We start from the raw sequence: 19,562 nt of genomic DNA on the forward strand, positions 1-19,562 counted from the left end.
TATTGCATAAAAGAAATAATAATATCAAATTAGCTATAAGTCAATGTAAGTAAAATACATATTTAAATATTTAGAAAAATTAAGAATTAATGTAATAATTTAAATATAAAATATTATTATGAAAATAAAAGGGGGATATATATTTTGAAAAATTTGTTTAATTCAGATGAAGGTTTATTTAAGCTTGCAAGAAAAGGTAAGCCTTCAGGAATAATATTTACATTATTACTTCCAATTTTAGCTCCATTTATAGCATTACCTATAGTCTTAATTTTCACTATTATTTTCAAATTCTCTAGACTGTGGAGATTTGGGATGTTTAAATCTATAAATATGCCATTAGGTATGATTATATCTACGGGTTCTATTATTATAGTTTATTTTTTAATAGTAAAGTTTAAAGAAAAAAGAAAAATATCAACTTTAGGTTTTGAGACTAATGATAATTTTATTTTTAAATATATTAGAGGATTTTTAATAGGACTATTAATGATTTCTATAATAGCAGTAGCGATAGTTATATTTGGTAAAGGTCAATTTGTACTTAATAAAAGTTTAGATATATCTTTCATAGTGCCATTTATTTTTATGATAATTGCATGGATTATTCAAGGTGCATCTGAAGAAATAATGATGAGAGGACATATGATGCAAACTTTAGGAATAAAGATATCACCAATAGTAGCAATAATAATATCATCATCATATTTTGGTATACTTCACTTTGGTAATCCAGGAATAGCACCACTTGCAGTAGTAAATTTAATATTATTTGGTATATTTGCAGCAGTATATGCTATTTATGAAAATAGTCTTTGGGGGGTATGTGCAATTCATAGTGCATGGAATTTTGCTCAAGGAAATATATTTGGGTTTTTAGTAAGTGGTACAGAAAGTGGAGTTCCTAGTATAATAAATACAAAAATATTAGAAAATAATTTAATAAATGGTGGAACTTTTGGTCCAGAAGGTGGCATATTAACGACTATAGTATTAGCTATGGCTATACTCATAGTTATATATTTAATTAAAATAAGGTCTTCAGTTAGTAAATAAGAAAATTTTGAGTTATAACCTTAAATGGTAGTAACTCAATTTTTTTACTTAAAGATAATTTGATTTTAATATGATTATTAATAACTGAATTTTAGGATGTTATAATATAAAGTATAGATTCATATTTATAAGAGGAGAGTACAAAAGATGCAAAAGATGCAAAAAACTAATGCAATGAGGATTTTAGATAAAAATAAAATAGAGTATAATGCATTAACATATGATTCATCAGATGGACATATAGATGGAGCTGCTGTTGCAGAAAAGACAGGGCAAGATCCAAAAACAGTTTATAAAACATTAGTTACTGTAGGAAATTCAAAAGAACTTTATGTTTTTGTTATACCTGTTTTAGAAGAACTTGATTTAAAAAAGTGTGCAAAAGCTTGTGGTGAAAAGAAAGTTGAAATGATTCATGTAAAAGACATAAATAAACTTACAGGATATATAAGAGGAGGATGTTCTCCAATTGGAATGAAAAAACAATATAAGACATTTTTCCAAAAGGAAGCACTAGAACTTAATAAAATTGTCTTTAGTGGAGGAAAAATTGGACTTCAAATAGAAATGAATCCAAATGATATAGAAAAAGCAATAAGAGTTGAATTTAAAGATTTAATAAAATAAGGACTACAAAATTGTAGTCCTTTTAAATTACATATAAAAATACTGCAATGAAATGACATAAAGTTCCAAGCATAATAAATATATGAAATATTTCATGAGTTCCAAATGGACCTATTTTTATTCTATCATTTTTGAAGGCATATATAACTCCACCAATTGTATACATAATGCCACCTAAAACTAATAAAAATAAAGCTTTTGGAATTAAAACTTGAGATAGCGGATAAATGGCAAATATGGCAAACCAACCTATTGCAATATACATAACGCTTGATACCCATTTAGGGCAAGTAACCCAAAACATTTTAAATATAATTCCTAAAACTGCTGAAGTTAATACAGCTCCAAACAGAATATAACCAGCCTTATTGTTAAGAGCAATTAAGCAAAATGGAGCATAAGATCCAGTAATAAGAACAAAAATCATTGAATGATCTAATTTTTTTAATCTATATATAACCTTTTCAGTTGAAATAACAGAGTGATATGTTGCAGAAGCAGAATAAAGTAAAATCATACTAATACCAAATAAAATTACAGAAACTATAGCCATGAGGCTACTATGAGTAATAACAGCTTTTATTATTAATGCTACTAATCCAATTAGTGAAAGACCAGCACCAATAATATGAGTTAAACCATTTAATGGTTCTCTTAAATATTTATCCATAAATACCTCCTACACCATGTAGTTTTTAAAACTACTTATTATAATATTATTATATGATTCTATTTTATATTTGGTCAAAGTTATTATTTCCTTAAATTCTAGAATTAACACTTAAATTCCTTTAATAATATTGAATTATCTTACAAATGCTATTATTATAAAAATATAGATACTTTAACATATAGTTTTTAAAACTACATTAGGAGAGATGAAATGAAAAATAAAGAATTAAATGAATTAATAGATGAATTACATTTAGAAAATAATATAAAATTAGATGAAATCCCAGAAATAGATTTATATATGGATCAAGTAATACAACTTTTTGAAGGAAAATATAACGAAGCAAAAAGAAACGAAGAGGATAAAGTACTTACAAAAACAATGATAAATAATTATGCTAAGGGTAAGCTTCTTATGCCTATAAAAAATAAAAAATATTCAAAAGAACATTTAATACTTATGAGTCTTATATATAATTTGAAGGGTGCATTATCATTAAGTGACATAAAATCATCAGTAAACAATATAGTAGAAAATTTTGATAATGAAGAAAAATGTCATTTAAGAGAGATATATAGAAATTATTTAAATCAATACAATAATGATATAGAAAGTTTTAAAGAGGATGCTTTAATAAAAGAGAAATCTATTAAAGAAGAGGTTAAAGAAGATAATGATTTTGAAGAAAAATTTTTATTGTTATGTTCTATGGTAAATATGAGTAATATGTATAGAAGGTTAAGTGAAAAACTTATTGATGAATTTTTTTGTGAAGGGGATAGTGATAAGTAATGAAAAATGAAAAAGACTTAAAAAATCTTATAAACAGTATAGATGGTAGAGGTTATAAAGCATATAAAACTTTGGAAGGAAATTATGATTTCGGTGATTATATTTTATTTATAGATCATGTTCAAGGAGATCCATTTGCAGCGCCTTCAAGAGTTAGGATAAGTGTTAATAAAGATATCAATAAAATACCTTATGAATTATTTGATGAATATCATAAAAAAGTTGCAGTTCAAGATTTTATTGCTAGAGTCTTTAATCAGAGTATAAATAAATTTGGTGAGAGGGTCATGGGTTCAGGAAAAAGCGGAATTATAAATATTAGTAGATGCCCTCAAGAGATTTTAGATAGAACAGCAGTTATTTTGGATGAAGAAAAAATAGAAGTAAGATTTGAAGTGGGATTTCCTGCTAGGGGAAGAACTGTACTTGGTAAGGAACTTCAAAAGATAATCTATGATTTTTTACCAAAGATAGTTGAGAATAGTTTAAAGTATGAAAATTTAAATAAAGATAAACTTGTAAATAGAGTTAAACTTGTTTGCGACCAACAATTTATAAGAGATGAATTAAAAAGATTAAATTTAGTTGCATTTGTTGGAAATGGAGCAATACTTCCAAGAGAGAGTGGAGTATCAACGAAACCATTAAAAGAAGCAAAAGAATTTGTATCTCCTAAAGAATTAGAAGTAGAAATTAATTTACCTAATAAAGGTTTAATAAAAGGTATGGGAATAAGAAAGGGGATATCATTAATAGTTGGTGGAGGCTATCATGGTAAATCAACTCTTTTAAATGCTTTAGAACTTGGAGTGTATAATCATATTGAAGGTGATGGAAGAGAATATGTAATAACTGATAATAGTGCTATGAAAGTTAGGGCAGAAGATGGAAGGTCTATAATAAAAGATGATATATCCTTATTTATAAATAATCTTCCAAATGGAAAAGATACTATAAAATTTATTAGTGAAAATGCTAGTGGAAGTACATCACAAGCTGCTAATATAGTTGAAGCAATAGAAAGTGATAGTAAGCTGTTACTTATTGATGAAGATACATCAGCTACTAATTTTATGATTAGAGATGATATAATGCAATGCTTAGTATCTAATGAGGAAGAGCCTATAACACCATTTATAGAATTAGTTAAAGGGATATATGAGCAAAAAGGAATATCAACAATAATAGTTGTTGGTAGTTCAGGAGATTATTTTGATATAGCAGATTCAGTAATTCAAATGGATTGTTATGAACCAAAGGATGTAACTTTAAAAGCTAAAGCACTATCAAAAGGATTAATACTTAAAAGAATTGAAAATAAGGATTTAAATATAAAAATAGATTTTGAAAGAAGACTTTTAAAAGGAACAGTACAAAGTGGTCCTAAGGGAGTAAAAATTAAGACTTTAGGTGTTGATGGAATTAGTATAAATAAAGAAGATATAAATTTAAGGGCAGTGGAACAAATAGTTGATAAAGAACAAGTAACTTCAATAGGGAATATGATGAGATGGGCAGAAGATAATGCTATAAATAATAAGTTAACATTAATAGAAATTACAGATAAGATATTAAATAGAATAAAAGAAAAAGGATTAATATCAATTAATGGAATAAAAGGTGGGGCATGTGACTTAGCTATGCCAAGAAGACAAGAAATAATGGCAGCGTTTAATAGATATAGAAAACTTAGAGTTAAATAATTAAAGATATAGTTATATTTAGTACAAATTTTGCAAATAATATCTCTGATATATTAATTAAAGGAGAGATTATAATGAGTGATGTTATATGTTTATGTACTGGAGTAACAGAAGAGACTATAATTAAAGCAATAAAAAATGGTGCACATACTGTTGAAGAAGTTGGTGAAGCAACAGGAGCTGGGACTGTATGTGGAAGTTGCCAAGATGAAATTCAAAGATTAATAGATGAAAATAAATAATTAATAGAGTACTTAGTTAAATACTAAGTACTTTATTTTTTGGTTTATTATAAAAGATAAAGGGGTTAATAAAATTTATTATATTTTTGATTTTGTTTAATAAATTTACTGGAATATAATATCAATATAGAGTTAAATTATAGTATGGAGGAAGAGGTTTATGGAGAATATAGTTATTGTAATTTGTGTAGTATTAATTTTAATCTTTAGTGCTTTAATTTTTATAGGAAATAAATTTTATAATTTAGCTATAAATCCTAAAGTATCAAAGGATATTGTCTTTAATTCTGAAGAAACAAAAAGCGAAGAAAATTTATCACAAAGTCAAACAAGTGGCGAAAATGCTGAAGAAGATTTAAGGTGGTTTTTAAATGACTCAAATTATGAAGATGTTTATATTAAGTCAAATGATGGTTTAAAGCTTCATGGATATAAAATAAAAAACAAAAATAATACAAATAAGTGGGTTATAACTGTCCATGGATACACAAGTGAAGGAAAGCTTATGTCTAATTTTGCAAAAAACTTTTATGATATGGGATACAATTTATTAGTTCCAGATTTAAGAGGTCATGGAATGAGTGAAGGTACTTACATAGGAATGGGATGGGATGATAGATTAGATATAATTAATTGGATTAAATTTTTAAATGATAATGAGAAGGATAATATAATAATTTTACATGGAATATCAATGGGTGGAGCAACAGTTATGATGACATCTGGAGAAGAACTTCCAAGTAATTTAAAATTGATAATTGAAGATTGCGGATATACTTCAGTTTGGGATCAATTTTCATATCAATTAAAAGTTTTATTTAAATTACCAGCATTTCCTTTTATGAATGTAGCAAGCTTAGTATGTAAAATTAGAGCTGGTTATTTTTTAGGAACTGCATCATCAATTAAACAATTGGCTAAAGCAAAGGTTCCTATGCTGTTTATACATGGAGATAAGGATGATTTTGTGCCTTTTTATATGTTAGATGAAGTTTATAATGCAGCAAATTGTAAGAAGGAAAAATTAGTAATAAAAGGAGCTGGACATGCTAAGTCAGCAACAGTGAATCCAAAAAAATATTGGGAAACAGTAAAAGATTTTATTAATAAAAATATTTAGTAATAAGTTAAAGAGGATATATAAGGAGAGGTAATAATGAGTAATATTAAAATAAAAAATAAAGAAAAAGTAGCAAAGATAATATTTGGAATAGCAATATTAGGAGAAATTTTATGTGCAGGTATTATATTTTTTGATATATATTCAGGAAAAAGTACATTTTCAGATCAAAGTACAAATATATTAGCTTTAATTGCAGTTATGATATATGGATTATATGTTTATAAATCAAAAGATAGGAAGAGAAAATAATTTTAGTTTAAAGTTAAATGGAGGTATTATATGAAAAGGTTAAGTCATGGTTGTACCTTAGATTGTTTTGATTGTTGTAAATTTAATGTTTATGTAAAAGATAATGGAGAGATAAAAATAGAAGGAGATAAAAATCATCCTTATACTAAAGGTTTTATATGTAAAAAGGGCTTGGCTCATTTAGATAGATTAAATCATAAAGATAGAATATATAAACCAATGCTTAAGAAAGATAATAAATGGATTGAAATATCTTTTGAGGAAGCATTAGAAATTATGGCTAAAAAGCTAAAGGAATATAAAGAAAAATTTTCTTCTAATTCTATATTATATTATGAGCAATATGGTAATGGTGCAGTTTTAAAAAGTATTGGAGATATATTTTTTAATTTTTATGGAGGGGTAAGCAAACAAAAAGGTGGTCCATGTTGGAGTGCTGGAATGGCTGCTCAAAAATTAGATTTTGGAGATTCAAGAAGTCATTCTTTAGAAGATATGTTAAATAGCAAAAATATATTTGTATGGGGAAAAAATCCTGCAAATACAACTATTCATACTATGCAAATGATAAAAAAGGCAAAGGATAATGGAGCTAAAATAATAGTTATTGATCCGATATATACAAATACAGCAAAGTTATCTGATATGTATATAAAGATTAAGCCTGGTGGAGATAGTGCATTAGCATTAGCTATGGGAAAGTTAATAATAGAAAAAAAACTTTATGATATGAATTATATAAACTCATATGTTTTAGGATTTAATAAGTATAAAGAATATGTGGAATCACTAGATTTAAACTTATTGATAAATAAATGTGGAGTTGAACTAGAAGAATTAAATAAGCTTGTAAATTTATATACGGAGAAATATTCAACGATACTTTTAGGATATGGAATGCAAAAGTATAGAAATGGTGGAAATACAATAAGAGCTATAGATACATTAGGAGCTATAACTGGACAAATAGGAGAAAGCGGTGGTGGAATAAATTATGCAAATAAAGTTTATCCATCAGTTTTAAATAATGATCCATTTAATAGTGAAAGTTTTGGTGCTAATAGAAAATTTTATACTAGCGATATAGAAAGTTTTATAAAAGAATCAATTCAAGGTAGTACATATTATAAAGATAATATTTATATTAAAAAACCTAAGATTAAATATGACTTAACTAAAAGCAATGTACCTGTAAAAATGGCTGTAATAGTAAAGAGTAATTTATTAAACCAATTACCAAATTTAAATGGTTTAAATAGTGCTATTGATAAAATAGAATTTAAAGTTTGTTTTGATATGTTTATGACTGATACTGCAAAAAAATGTGATTTATTTATACCAACAACAAGTACTTTAGAGAGCGAAGATTTACTTTATAGTTCAATGACAAATCCATATATAATATATAATGAAAAAGTTGTTGAACCATTAGATAAAAGAATGGATGAATATGAATTTTTTAAGGAACTTGCAAAACGGCTAGAGATGAAAGATTATCCATTCATAAGCAAGAGGGAATACATAGAAAAAATAATCGAACCTCTTAATGAATATATAGAGGATATATCTTTAGAAAAAATAAAAGAAAATTATATAACTATACATGACTCAGTTGCATGGAGAGATAAAAGATTCTTAACTAAGTCAGGAAAATTTGAAATTAATCTATATAGAGAAGATTTTATTGAGAATAATAATGATAATAAGTTTAGGTTGTTAACTAATCACAGCAGAGATACTTTATTTAGTCAACATATGATGGATAAAGAAGGAATATCAAAGGCATACATAAATGAAAATATGGCTGAAAAATTAAGTATAACAAATAATGAAAAGGTTACTTTGAAATCAGAAAATGGAAGTATAAAAGTTGAGATTATATTAGATAATTCAATTTCTGATTATGTTGTAATGATGTATGTTGGTTGGTGGACTAAACATGGTAATCCTAATTATATAACTATCTCAGATAAATCAGATATTGGCGGACAAATAACCTATAATGAGACATTTGTTAGTATAGAAAAATATACTTACTTTAAAATATATTTAAATTAGAACATTTATAGTTATATATAAATATAATAAATTTAAAAATAATTTATTATAAGAGGTTTAAAATGAAAAGTAGTAAGTGGATGTTAGTTAAATTTAGAGGTGAATTAGGAAAAATTTCTTTTACAGATGAGGAAGCAAAATATATAGCTAAAAAATTAAAAATAGATTTTTCAAAAGAAAAATTTGATTTTAAACAATTTAAAATGGGATTAGAAGTTGAACTTGAACATGGAACTAAATTTCCAAACACTAATGTTACAAATAATGATCCAATACTTACAGGTCAAATAGCTTTAGCTCATTTATTAGAGTTTCCTGATTATTATACAAGGTTGAAAAAGTTAGAAGATGAGGCAAAAGATTATTGGAGCAAAATTAAAAAATAATAAAATATAATATTTAAAAGACCAGGATAAATCCTAGTCTTTTACTTTATAAGTTATAGTTAAAGGTTCTATTACAAATAGAGCTATAAAAGCTATTATTATAAATGGAATATAAAAAGGAACAATACCTTTAGAAGATAATACTTGAGATATGCCATAACCTATAACTAAAAAAATTCCTGCTATAAAAGTATTGTTAAGAGTTGCTATTATTGGAGTTTTACAATGAGGACATTTAGTAACCCTACTCATTTTAACTTCTTTAACATTAAATGTTTCTGAACATTTAGGACAAATTTTTATATAACTAAACAAATGAATCACCCCCACATTTATATACAAATTATACCATATAAAATTTCAATATATTTAAATAGCTATACCAAAATAATTGGTATAGCTATAAATTTAAAATAAAATATATTTTTTAGCGATATCATTAAATCCACATTCTCTTAATGATTCAAATAAAAACATTTTAATTTCTAAGCTTGAAATCTGTCTATCAGGATTTCTTCTTATGAAATTAGTAAGTTTAGAGTTAAAAGTATTTCTGATATAGTTAATATCTGATTGGTTTAATAGTTCATTACAGTCACTAAAAGTGTTTTTAATACTTGTAATTAGTTTATCAATATTAAAATTTTCTAAACGACCATCTTTTTTTATTATTACCATACCTAAACCTCCCTTAAATACTCTTATTAGTATTATATGAATTAAAAGAAAATATTCGCCATAAGAACTATAACAGGTAAAGTTACTAATGTTCTTTCAATAAATAATATTACTAAGTCCTTTATTCCAACAGGAATTTTAGAGCCAAGTAAAAGGCCGCCTACTTCTGACATATAAATAAGTTGAGTTACTGATATACAAGCTACTATAAATCTAGTCATTTCATTAGTTATTGTAGTTGCAAGAACTGATGGTATAAACATATCTGCAAAGCCAACAATTAAAGTTTGAGATGCGGCAGCAGCTTCAGGTACTCCAAGTAATTTTAGTAATGGAATAAATGGAGTTCCCATAACTTGAAATATAGAAGTATATTCAGCAATCATAAGAGCTATTCCGCCCATAGCCATAACTATTGCAAGTACGCCAATCCACATATCTAAAACATTTTTTATTCCTGATATAAAAAATTCTTTTGTGCTAGTATTACTTTCCGCTTTTTCAACAGCTTTTTCAAGTCCCCAAGAAAATGGAGTATATCCACTAGGAATAACTTCTAAATTCTTTGAATCTTGATCTCCAAAGTATGAATCTTCTTTTCTTGAAAGAGGTGGAATTCTTGGAATTATTATTGCTGCAACAATTCCTGAAAGTGTAACTGTTAAATAAAAAGGTAAAAACATATGAGCAAGTCCAACTTGTGAGATTATAACTAAACAAAATGTTATTGATACAGCTGAGAATGTTGTTCCTATAACTGCAGCCTCTCTTTTAGTATAAAATCCTTGTTCATATTGTTTTGAAGTTAAAAGTATACCAATACTTCCATCACCAAGCCATGAAGCAATACAATCTATTGATGATCTTCCAGGAAGATTAAAAATAGGTCTCATAACTTTAGTAAGAAGTGAACCTACAAATTCTAAAAGTCCAAAATCTAAAAGTAATGGTAATAAAAATCCAGCAAATAAAAATACTGCAATTAATATTGGTAATAAATCATTTAATACAAGTCCACCTGTGTTTTCAGACCATATAAATTCAGGTCCTATATTAAAATAAGCACATATAATAAAAATCATTCCTAAAATTCTAGCGATAAACCATAGTGGTGATACATTAAATAAATTATTTAAGTATTCATTTTCTACTAAAAATTTTGGCTTAAATATTTTTATAATTACACTTCCTATAACAGATAGTGATATTAAAATTAAAGCCATTAATTTTAAGAAGTTAGTAAAATTTCCTTCTATAAACTTAGCTAAAAAGGCTATAGGAATTGTTACTTGATTTTCTATTTTAAAAGGAATCATAAATAAAGATATTCCAATTAACGATGGAATTAAAAATTTTAATAATGATCCTAAATTATATTTATTCGTTAAATTATTCATAAATCATACTCCTTTTATACTTTTATGCATTAAAAATTAATATTTATACATTATATGTATTAATAATACATTAAATTTATGAAAAAAGATAGGGGTTATGTTAAAAAATATTCATAAAAATATATATAAATTTTTGGAATATATTCTAAAATGCACATGTATTAAGATTTTTAAAAGACACATACTATTAGTGTAGTAAGAAAGGAGTGTGTTACAAATGAAAAGAAATGCTATTCAAAATGTAAGATGTTCTCTTGATGAATTAAAACAAGCAGAATCAATGTTAAATCAGGCAACTAGCACTGTTGAGAAGACGGAAAATAAAAAGATGATAGAAGATTCATTATGTGCAGTACAAGATACTATTAAAAAGGTTGAATGTACAATTTCAAACTACCAAGAACATTAATAATAAAGCCTTCTGATAAACTAAAATAAAAAAAGAACTATCATTTTCATGATAGTTCTTTTTTGTATTTTTATTCAGAATCTTCCCATTCCATTGATCTCTTAACAGCTTTTTTCCAACCTGAATAAAGTTTATTAACTTCATCAGAATCCATTTTTGGTTCAAATGTTTCGCCGATACATTTCATTTGTTTAATTTCATCTTTGTTTTGCCAGAATCCAACAGCAAGTCCAGCTAAGTAAGCAGCACCTAAAGCTGTTGTTTCTATAATTATTGGCTTTTCTACTTTTTTGTTTATTAAGTCTGATTGGAATTGCATTAAGAATTTATTTCTACTAGCGCCGCCATCAACACTTAAAATATTTATTTCACAACCCATGTCTGAAACCATAGCATCTAAAACATCTTTTGTTTGATAAGCTATTGATTCTAAAGCTGCTCTTATCAAATGATTTCTATTAGAGCCTCTAGTTAATCCAAGTACAGCACCTCTTGCATACATATCCCAATAAGGAGCTCCAAGTCCAACAAATGCTGGAACAACATAAACACCACCATTATTTTTTACTTTATTTGCAAAGTATTCTGAATCAGCAGCATCTGTTATTAGTTTTAATTCATCTCTAAGCCATTGAATTACAGCTCCGCCAACGAATATTGAACCTTCTAAAGCGTATTGTACATTATCTTTAGTACTAGCTGCAATTGTTGTAATTAAGCCTTTATTACTTTTTATTAATTCATTACCTGTATTCATTAATAAGAAGCATCCTGTACCATAAGTATTTTTAGCATCACCTTTTTCAAAGGCAGTTTGTCCAAATAGTGCAGCTTGTTGGTCACCTGCCATACCAGCTACAGGAACTCTAACGCCACCTTCTCCTCCAAGGTTTGCATATCCATAAATTTCAGATGAACTTTTAACTTCAGGTAACATATTTTTTGGAATATTTAATTCTTTTAATAATTTATCATCCCATTTTAAATCTCTTATATTGAAAAGCATAGTTCTTGAAGCATTAGTATAATCGGTTACGTGAGATTTTCCATTTGTAAGTTTCCAAACAAGCCAGCTATCAACAGTACCGAATAATAAATCTCCATTTTCAGCTTTTTCTCTAGCACCTTCAACATTATCAAGTATCCACTTAATTTTTGTACCTGAGAAATAAGCATCAAGAACTAATCCAGTAGTATCTTTAATATATTCTTCTAATCCTTTTGCTCTAAGTTCATCGCATATAGAAGCAGTTCTTCTACATTGCCAAACTATTGCATTATATATTGGTGTACCAGTGTTTTTATCCCAAACAATTGTAGTTTCTCTTTGGTTTGTTATACCTATAGCTGCAATTTCATCTGGAGAGATATTACTTTTTGCTATAGCTTCTTGTAAAACACCAAATTGAGAAGACCAAATTTCCATTGGATTGTGTTCAACCCAACCTTCCTTTGGATAAATTTGAGTAAATTCCTTTTGACTAACTGCAATTATATTTTGGCACTTATCAAAAATAATTGCTCTTGAACTAGTAGTTCCTTGATCTAAAGCTATTACATATTTCTTCATTTCACTCACCTCATATAAATTCTCATAAATTAACTATCTAAATAAAGTTACAAATGCAAATGCACCAACTAATGCACCACATATAGGAGCTATAACTGGAATCCAAGCGTATTTCCAATCAGAATCTCTTTTACCTGGAACAGGTAATATAGCATGAGCTATTCTTGGACCTAAGTCTCTTGCTGGGTTTATTGCATATCCAGTAGTACCACCGGAACTTAAACCAATTACCCAAATTAATAAACCTACAGCAAGTGTATTAAGACCATTAGCCATTGGAACTGAATTAATTCCTAAAATAGCAAATACTAATAAGAAAGTTCCGAAGAATTCACTTATAAAGTTGAATTTACTATTTTTTATTGCAGGGCCTGTACAGAATACACCGAGTTTTCCATCCTTATCATCAGTAACCTCAAAGTGATTATAATATTGAATAAATACTAAAGTAGCTCCTAAAAATGCTCCAAGCATTTGGGCAGTTATATACATAGGAACTTGGCTCCAAGGGAAATCACCGATAGCAGCTAAGGATAAAGTTAAGGCTGGATTAAAGTGCGCGCCACTAGTTGCACCAAAAATAAATGCAGGGACAGCAACGGCAAATGCCCAACCGGTTGTGATTACCATCCAACCACCATTATTGCCTTTTGTTTTTTTCAAAACAACATTTGCAACAACGCCATCTCCAAGATAAATTAAGATCATTGTGCCTATCATTTCTGCTAGAAAGTTAACCATAAAAATACCCCCATTAGATTAGTTTTATAATATAAACATTAACGAAATAGTTAATGTTCTATATTCATTAATTAAACCTATATCTAAAATTCTCATGAAAACAAAAAAAGTTAAGCATAGGAAAATAAGCTATCCTATTTATGCTTAACTCTAAATCTCTACCACATAAACATTTAATGATATTTTATTAAAATGTATAATATCTATTGAAAACATTTACAAAGATAGTATAACATATTTAAACTTAATTGTAAAAATTTTTTTTAATAAATATAATCAATAAATATATATTAATTTAAAAATATATTATGCTAAAATTAATAACATAATAATAGAAAATAAAAAAATAAGGATATATAATAGAAGAAGCTAAAAAATAATACAAGGGGTTGTAAAGACAATGAACATTAGAAAAGAAATAAGAGATTCAAAAAGAATAGTTATAAAGGTAGGAACATCAACATTAACTTATGAGAATGGAAATATTAATTTAACAAGAATTGAAAAACTTGCAAGAGTTATTTCAGACTTAATGAATTCAGGAAAAGAAGTTGTTCTTGTAACATCAGGAGCTATAGGTGTTGGAAGTAGCAAATTAAAGCTTAAAGAGAAACCCCAAAGTATTAGAGAAAAACAAGCAGTAGCAGCAATCGGACAATGTGAATTAATGCATATATATAGTAAATTTTTTGGAGAATATAGCCATACTGTAGGACAAGTACTACTTACAAGAGATGTAGTTGAAGACGATCATATAAGAAATAATGTATGTAATACATTTAATACATTATTAGAAATGGGAATTGTACCTATAGTAAACGAAAATGATACTGTAGCAATAGATGAGATAGAAAACATAGTTAAATTTGGAGATAATGATAATCTTTCAGCAATAGTTTCAGGTCTTGTTAATGCTGATCTTTTAATAATACTTTCAGATATAGATGGTTTTTATGATAAAGATCCAAGAAGCAATGATGATGCAAAACTTTTAAATAGAGTTTATGAAATAACAGAAGAATTAGAAGCAGCAGCAGGTGGAGCAGGAACAAGTTTTGGAACTGGTGGAATGATTACAAAACTTTCAGCAGCAAAAACAGCAAATAGTGAAGGCGTTAATATGGTACTTGCAAATGGTGAGGAACCTTCAATATTACTTGATATAATGAATGGTGAAGAAATCGGAACTTTATTTTTAAAAAGTGGGAAGGAGAATTAAATGAGTGAATTAATATTAAAAGGTAAAAAAGCAAAAGAATCATCATATGTTTTAGCTAATCTTACAACTACTGATAAAGACAGAGCTTTAGAACAAATGGCAAATAAGTTATTAGAAAAAAGTGATGAAATAATAGAAGCAAATAAAAAAGATTTAGAAAAGGCAGTACAAAATGGAACAAGTAAAGCTATGCTTGATAGATTATCACTTGATAAATCAAGAATTGAAGCAATGGCTGATGGATTAATGCAAATTGTTAATTTACAAGATCCTGTTGGAGAAGTTGTTTCTATGTGGAATAGACCAAATGGACTTCAAATAGGACAAAAAAGAGTTCCAATGGGAGTTATAGGAATAATATATGAAGCAAGACCAAATGTTACTTGTGATGCAGCAGGACTTTGTTTAAAGACTGGAAATGCAGTTATTTTAAGAGGCGGAAAAGAAGCTATAAATTCAAATATGGCAATAATAAAAGTTTTAAGAGAAGGGCTTAAAGAAGCAAATCTTCCAGAAGATTCAGTTCAACTTGTTGAAGATACAAGTAGAGAAGTTGCAACAGAAATGATGAGATTAAATGATTATATAGATGTTTTAATTCCAAGAGGTGGAGCAGGTCTTATAAATGCAGTTGTTAAAAATGCAACTGTTCCTGTAATAGAAACTGGAACAGGAAATTGTCACATTTATGTAGATAAAGATTGTGATTTTGAAATGGCTAAAAATATAGTAGTTAATGCAAAAACATCAAGACCAGCTGTATGTAATGCAGCAGAAAGCTTAGTTATACATCAAGATGTAGCAAATGAAATGCTTCCTATTTTAGCAAAAGCTTTAAGAGAAAAAGATGTTGTATTAAAAGGTGATGAAGCTTCAAGAAAAATAGTAGCTGATATAGAAGAAGCTACAGAAGAAGATTTCTATAAAGAATATTTAGATTACATTATGAGTGTAAAAATAGTAAAAGATATAGATGAAGCTATAGATCATATAAATAAACATAATACTGGACATTCAGAAGCTATAGTTACAAATAGTTACAAGAATTCACAAAAGTTCCTTCAAAGAATAGATGCAGCAGCTGTTTATGTTAATGCATCAACTAGATTTACTGATGGATCAGAATTTGGATTTGGGGCTGAAATTGGAATAAGTACACAAAAATTACACGCAAGAGGACCTATGGGTCTTAAAGAACTAACAACAATAAAATATATAATTTATGGTAATGGACAAATAAGATAAAAAGTGGTGAGGGTATATGAAACTTTATATTCAAAAATTTGATGAATTTACAAATGATGATTTATACAAAGTATTACAAGAAAGATTTGAGGTTTTTGCTTGTGAGCAAAAAATAACATGCGAAAATGAATTCGATGGCAGAGACCAAGAATGTATACATGTATATGCAAAAGATGGTGACAAGATAGCTGCTTATCTTAGAATACTTCCTAAGGGTGTAGGATATGAAGATGCAATAGGTATAGGCAGAGTTTTAGTAAAAAAAGAATATAGAGGATACGGATTAGCAAAAGTTGTTTTAAGAGAGGCTATAAAATATATTAAAGATAACTTTAATGATGAGAAAATAAAATTATCTTCTCAAGAATATATAAGAAGTTTATATGAATCAATGGGATTTATTGCAATATCAGGTATATATGATGAGGCAGGAATTCCACATATAAAAATGGCATATAAAGCATAATTAAAAGCCTTCAGTTTATAAAACTGAAGGCTCATTTAAGATAGTATTGAAATAGTAAGTTTTGGTCAGCTCTAAAATTTTAGTAGCTGCCCTTACTATAATTTTCTGAATATTCAAATAAATTATACTATAAATTTAAAATAAAATCAAATTCATACTATATTATATGTTTTATAGTAAAATATGTTACAATTAAATTGAAAAAATTAAAAAAATAGGAAGTGGGATGGTATGGTTTTAAAAAAATATAAAAAAGTAATATGTATTTTTATTGCTATTTTTATTTTTTTAGGAATAGGAATATATTTTACTAAAATAAATTTAGAAACAAATTTAAAACCTGAAGCAAAGGGATTTCAATGGGAAGTTACAAAGGATAATAAAACTATGTATTTAGTAGGAACAATGCATCCTATAAATAAAGAATATAATTACTTCAATAAAAATGTAAACGATATAATAAGAAAAACTGATGTATTGGCAGTTGAAATTAGTCCATCTAAAGAGGAGATTTCTAGAGTTAATTCAAGAAGTGTATATCAAAATGGGAAAAGCATAGAAGATGAGCTTGATAAGATTCAAATAAAGAACTTAAAAAGTATGTGTAGTGAGATCGGTGTTGATTATAATAATATAAAAAATTTAAAACCTCATATAATTATGAATAACTTAGAAGCTGTTTTATATAATAAAGCAAATCTTGTAATGGAAACATTTGATGATATGTTAAAGAATACTATTATAAATAATAAAAAAAGGGTAATTGAGTTAGAAACTATGGAATTTCAAATGGATCTTTTAAGTAAAATTAATGGATTAGAATCGTTAAAGTTAATTTTAAATAATTATAAAAAAGGAAAATTTTTAGAAGATGGTGAAGAAACTATAAAATATTCAAAGGAACTTATGGATGGGTATGCAAAAGGTGATGAATCCGTTATGGAAAAGGCAATAGAATTGCAAAAGAAAAATCCATTAAGTTATAGGGTAATGATAACTAACAGAAATAAAGTTATGACTAAAAAGATAGATGAACTTTTTGTAGATAATGAAACATATACTGTGGCCGTTGGGGCATTACATTTCTTTGGAGATGAAAGTATAATAAAAATTTTGGAAAATAAAGGTTATAAAGTTAATCCTATAAAATAAAAAAGTGGCTTTAAGCCACTTTTTATTTGCATACGTTTAGGTTTTCTATATCAGTTAAAGTTTTTACTTTATATATATTTATAACTAAACCTAATAAGATAAAGTTTATAATAGCGGATGTTCCACCATAACTTAAAAATGGTATAGCTATATCAAAAGCTGGGGATATTCCTAAGTTTACAAGAATACCAAATATAAATTTAACTGAAAGTGTAGTAAGTACTACTAATATTAAAGATTGATTATAAGAATTCTTAACTTTTAATAAAGCTTTGGATATTTTAAATAATAATAAACAACTTATTGCAACTGTAAAGAATCCTGCTAAATAACCAAATTTATATATTATAAAAGTAAGTATAAAATCGCTAAGTGATATATTAATAGAGTGTGGATCTAGGTTAGGTGCTTGCCCTAAAAGTACCGAGTTTTCAAGAACCTCTTTAATTTGGGTATAAACATAACCTGAACCGTAAGGATCTGCACTTGGGTTTAAAAATCCAGTAATTCTATATAATCTATATGGTACTGATAAAATAAACATTGCAAATAATGAAAATATTACTAATAGTGAAATGATTAAATATTTATTTTTAAAGCCTTTTAATTTAAGTATGGCAAGAACACCGATTAAATAAATCATTATACAAAATAAGTTTCCTAAGTATGTTAATAAGAACCCTGGTAATATAGTCAAAGCAAGCAATTTTAAGAAATTAGATTTTTTAGTATTATAGTAAGAAAAGTCCTTAATTAAATCACATAATGATAAAAGTAAAAGTATTGGAATTAATTCTGCTAAATTTATAGAAAAAGAACCAATAGTAAAAAAGTATTTTGTTCCATTTATATATTGATTAAAAAAACTACCAAACATAATTAAAAAAATAGAAAAACCATATATATATTTTGAATAAGTTTTTATTTTTGAATAGTTAAAGTAACTTGCAAGTAAGAAACATATTAAACCGATAATTGAAAATGTGATATGTCTACTAAGGAAATATGGACTTTGTATATTAGAAACATAATATAATGCTAAAATTCCAACAAGGGAAATAATAACTGCTGTAATTATTATGCTCCATTCAGTATTTTGTTTATGAACTTTATTTAAGCTTTCACCAATTTCTTTGTAGTCACCCATACTTTCTAAAGCCTTTTTTATTGCTATATTTTCATCATTTTCTATTTTAAGATGTATAAGAGCACTTTCTTCTATATGACATAATAATTCTTCTTTGATCTCTTTATGCAGTTTTTTATTTTTTATATTTGAACAAACATTATTCAAATAATTTATAACTAAATCATTATTCTCTAATCGCACACTGGCTTCCCCCTTAAAACTTTATTTACAGTATTACTAAATAAATTCCATTCTTCTTCTTTAGTTTGTAAATGCTTTTTTCCGGTTTTTGTTATAGAATAATATTTTCTTTTCCTTTTGGTTTCACCAGATTTCCAAAAGGATTCTATGAAGCCTTCACCTTCTAGTCCATGAAGTATTGGATATAAAGTTCCTTCTTTAAAAGAAAAAATACCGTTTGATGTAGCCTCAATTTCTTTTATGATTTCATATCCATACATTTCTTTTCTATTTAGTAATCCAAGAACTAAAAGAGAAGTGCTACCTTTCATTAACTCCTTATCAACTTTCATAAAACCACTCCTTATTTTAAATTCAACTTATACCTAGATAATCTATGCATAGGTTATCTAGGTATAAGTATAATATTAAAAAATATAAATTGCAATATTTTTCCTAAAATAAAT

22 protein-coding genes are annotated in these 19,562 nt (G+C 26.8%); 14 read left to right on the forward strand and 8 right to left on the reverse strand.

All coding sequences use genetic code 11. The features are described 5' to 3' along the window. Nucleotides 1-144 precede the first annotated feature (144 nt). Nucleotides 145-1,056, forward strand: coding sequence for a type II CAAX endopeptidase family protein (locus O212_RS0105225; RefSeq protein WP_024614086.1), 912 nt, complete (start codon nt 145-147; stop codon nt 1,054-1,056). A 156-nt stretch (nt 1,057-1,212) separates the two neighbouring features. Continuing rightward, nucleotides 1,213-1,683 (forward strand): Cys-tRNA(Pro) deacylase, encoded by a 471-nt coding sequence (gene ybaK, locus O212_RS0105230; protein ID WP_035279188.1) that lies wholly within the window; start codon nt 1,213-1,215, stop codon nt 1,681-1,683. 22 nt (nt 1,684-1,705) lie between these two features. On the opposite strand, the gene O212_RS0105235 is transcribed toward ybaK, so the two are convergent. Beyond that, entirely contained in the window at nt 1,706-2,353 is a 648-nt protein-coding gene (locus O212_RS0105235; RefSeq protein ID WP_024614088.1) for a hemolysin III family protein, read from the reverse strand. Nucleotides 2,354-2,566: 213 nt separating this feature from the next. On the opposite strand from O212_RS0105235, the gene O212_RS0105240 reads away from it, so the two are divergent. The 7 genes from O212_RS0105240 to O212_RS0105270 all read left to right on the forward strand — a co-directional run bounded on the left by O212_RS0105240 (nt 2,567) and on the right by O212_RS0105270 (nt 8,909). Then, a complete protein-coding gene (locus O212_RS0105240; RefSeq protein WP_024614089.1) occupies nt 2,567-3,148 on the forward strand; it encodes a DUF1836 domain-containing protein in 582 nt (193 codons plus the stop codon). Next, nucleotides 3,148-4,851, forward strand: a complete 1,704-nt coding sequence (locus O212_RS0105245) for an ABC-ATPase domain-containing protein (protein ID WP_024614090.1) — start codon at nt 3,148-3,150, stop codon at nt 4,849-4,851. The genes O212_RS0105240 and O212_RS0105245 overlap by 1 nt, the downstream gene beginning before the upstream one ends. 74 nt (nt 4,852-4,925) lie before the next feature. Then, nucleotides 4,926-5,093, forward strand: a complete 168-nt coding sequence (locus tag O212_RS16370) for a (2Fe-2S)-binding protein (RefSeq protein WP_081705804.1) — start codon at nt 4,926-4,928, stop codon at nt 5,091-5,093. Nucleotides 5,094-5,253: 160 nt separating this feature from the next. After that, a complete protein-coding gene (locus tag O212_RS0105255) occupies nt 5,254-6,213 on the forward strand; it encodes an alpha/beta hydrolase (protein ID WP_024614091.1) in 960 nt (319 codons plus the stop codon). A gap of 36 nt (nt 6,214-6,249) precedes the next feature. Then, entirely contained in the window at nt 6,250-6,465 is a 216-nt protein-coding gene (locus tag O212_RS0105260; protein WP_024614092.1) for a hypothetical protein, read from the forward strand. Between the two features lie 30 nt (nt 6,466-6,495). Then, entirely contained in the window at nt 6,496-8,523 is a 2,028-nt protein-coding gene (locus tag O212_RS0105265; protein ID WP_024614093.1) for a molybdopterin-dependent oxidoreductase, read from the forward strand. Between the two features lie 62 nt (nt 8,524-8,585). After that, complete coding sequence (locus O212_RS0105270) at nt 8,586-8,909, forward strand: DUF5661 family protein (RefSeq protein WP_024614094.1); 324 nt, start codon at nt 8,586-8,588, stop codon at nt 8,907-8,909. Nucleotides 8,910-8,942: 33 nt separating this feature from the next. On the opposite strand, the gene O212_RS0105275 is transcribed toward O212_RS0105270, so the two are convergent. The 3 genes from O212_RS0105275 to O212_RS0105285 form a co-directional block, all read right to left on the reverse strand. Continuing rightward, a complete protein-coding gene (locus O212_RS0105275; protein WP_024614095.1) occupies nt 8,943-9,224 on the reverse strand; it encodes a hypothetical protein in 282 nt (93 codons plus the stop codon). 93 nt (nt 9,225-9,317) lie between these two features. Then, nucleotides 9,318-9,587, reverse strand: a complete 270-nt coding sequence (locus tag O212_RS0105280; RefSeq protein WP_024614096.1) for an ATP cone domain-containing protein — start codon at nt 9,585-9,587, stop codon at nt 9,318-9,320. 41 nt (nt 9,588-9,628) lie between these two features. Then, nucleotides 9,629-10,984, reverse strand: coding sequence for a YjiH family protein (locus O212_RS0105285; protein ID WP_024614097.1), 1,356 nt, complete (start codon nt 10,982-10,984; stop codon nt 9,629-9,631). 217 nt (nt 10,985-11,201) lie between these two features. On the opposite strand from O212_RS0105285, the gene O212_RS0105290 reads away from it, so the two are divergent. Then, nucleotides 11,202-11,393 carry a hypothetical protein gene (locus tag O212_RS0105290; RefSeq protein WP_024614098.1) on the forward strand — a complete coding sequence of 64 codons (192 nt, stop codon included), beginning with the start codon at nt 11,202-11,204 and terminating at the stop codon, nt 11,391-11,393. 70 nt (nt 11,394-11,463) lie between these two features. On the opposite strand, the gene glpK is transcribed toward O212_RS0105290, so the two are convergent. Continuing rightward, nucleotides 11,464-12,963, reverse strand: a complete 1,500-nt coding sequence (gene glpK, locus O212_RS0105295) for a glycerol kinase GlpK (RefSeq protein ID WP_024614099.1) — start codon at nt 12,961-12,963, stop codon at nt 11,464-11,466. 33 nt (nt 12,964-12,996) lie between these two features. After that, nucleotides 12,997-13,704 carry an MIP/aquaporin family protein gene (locus O212_RS0105300; RefSeq protein ID WP_024614100.1) on the reverse strand — a complete coding sequence of 236 codons (708 nt, stop codon included), beginning with the start codon at nt 13,702-13,704 and terminating at the stop codon, nt 12,997-12,999. A gap of 400 nt (nt 13,705-14,104) precedes the next feature. Here O212_RS0105300 and proB point away from each other — a divergent pair, with 400 nt between their 5' ends. The 4 genes from proB (at nt 14,105) to O212_RS0105320 (ending at nt 17,786) form a co-directional block, all read left to right on the forward strand. Continuing rightward, the gene (gene proB / locus O212_RS0105305; RefSeq protein WP_024614101.1) at nt 14,105-14,923 is read left to right on the forward strand and encodes a glutamate 5-kinase; all 819 of its coding nucleotides are present in this window, start codon (nt 14,105-14,107) and stop codon (nt 14,921-14,923) included. Beyond that, nucleotides 14,924-16,168 carry a glutamate-5-semialdehyde dehydrogenase gene (locus tag O212_RS0105310; RefSeq protein ID WP_024614102.1) on the forward strand — a complete coding sequence of 415 codons (1,245 nt, stop codon included), beginning with the start codon at nt 14,924-14,926 and terminating at the stop codon, nt 16,166-16,168. A gap of 16 nt (nt 16,169-16,184) precedes the next feature. Beyond that, on the forward strand, nt 16,185-16,634 hold the full coding sequence (locus tag O212_RS0105315; protein ID WP_024614103.1) for a GNAT family N-acetyltransferase: 450 nt from the start codon (nt 16,185-16,187) through the stop codon (nt 16,632-16,634). Nucleotides 16,635-16,865: 231 nt separating this feature from the next. Beyond that, the gene (locus O212_RS0105320) at nt 16,866-17,786 is read left to right on the forward strand and encodes a TraB/GumN family protein (protein WP_024614104.1); all 921 of its coding nucleotides are present in this window, start codon (nt 16,866-16,868) and stop codon (nt 17,784-17,786) included. Between the two features lie 22 nt (nt 17,787-17,808). Here O212_RS0105320 and O212_RS0105325 read toward each other — a convergent pair whose 3' ends face one another. Together O212_RS0105325 and O212_RS0105330 are read right to left on the reverse strand one after the other, a co-directional pair. After that, nucleotides 17,809-19,116, reverse strand: a complete 1,308-nt coding sequence (locus O212_RS0105325) for an FtsW/RodA/SpoVE family cell cycle protein (RefSeq protein ID WP_024614105.1) — start codon at nt 19,114-19,116, stop codon at nt 17,809-17,811. Next, a complete protein-coding gene (locus O212_RS0105330; protein WP_024614106.1) occupies nt 19,107-19,448 on the reverse strand; it encodes a PadR family transcriptional regulator in 342 nt (113 codons plus the stop codon). The genes O212_RS0105325 and O212_RS0105330 overlap by 10 nt, the downstream gene beginning before the upstream one ends. Nucleotides 19,449-19,562 lie beyond the last annotated feature (114 nt).

The sequence above is a fragment of the Clostridium sp. Ade.TY genome (assembly GCF_000498355.1).
GTDB lineage: Bacteria > Bacillota > Clostridia > Clostridiales > Clostridiaceae > Clostridium.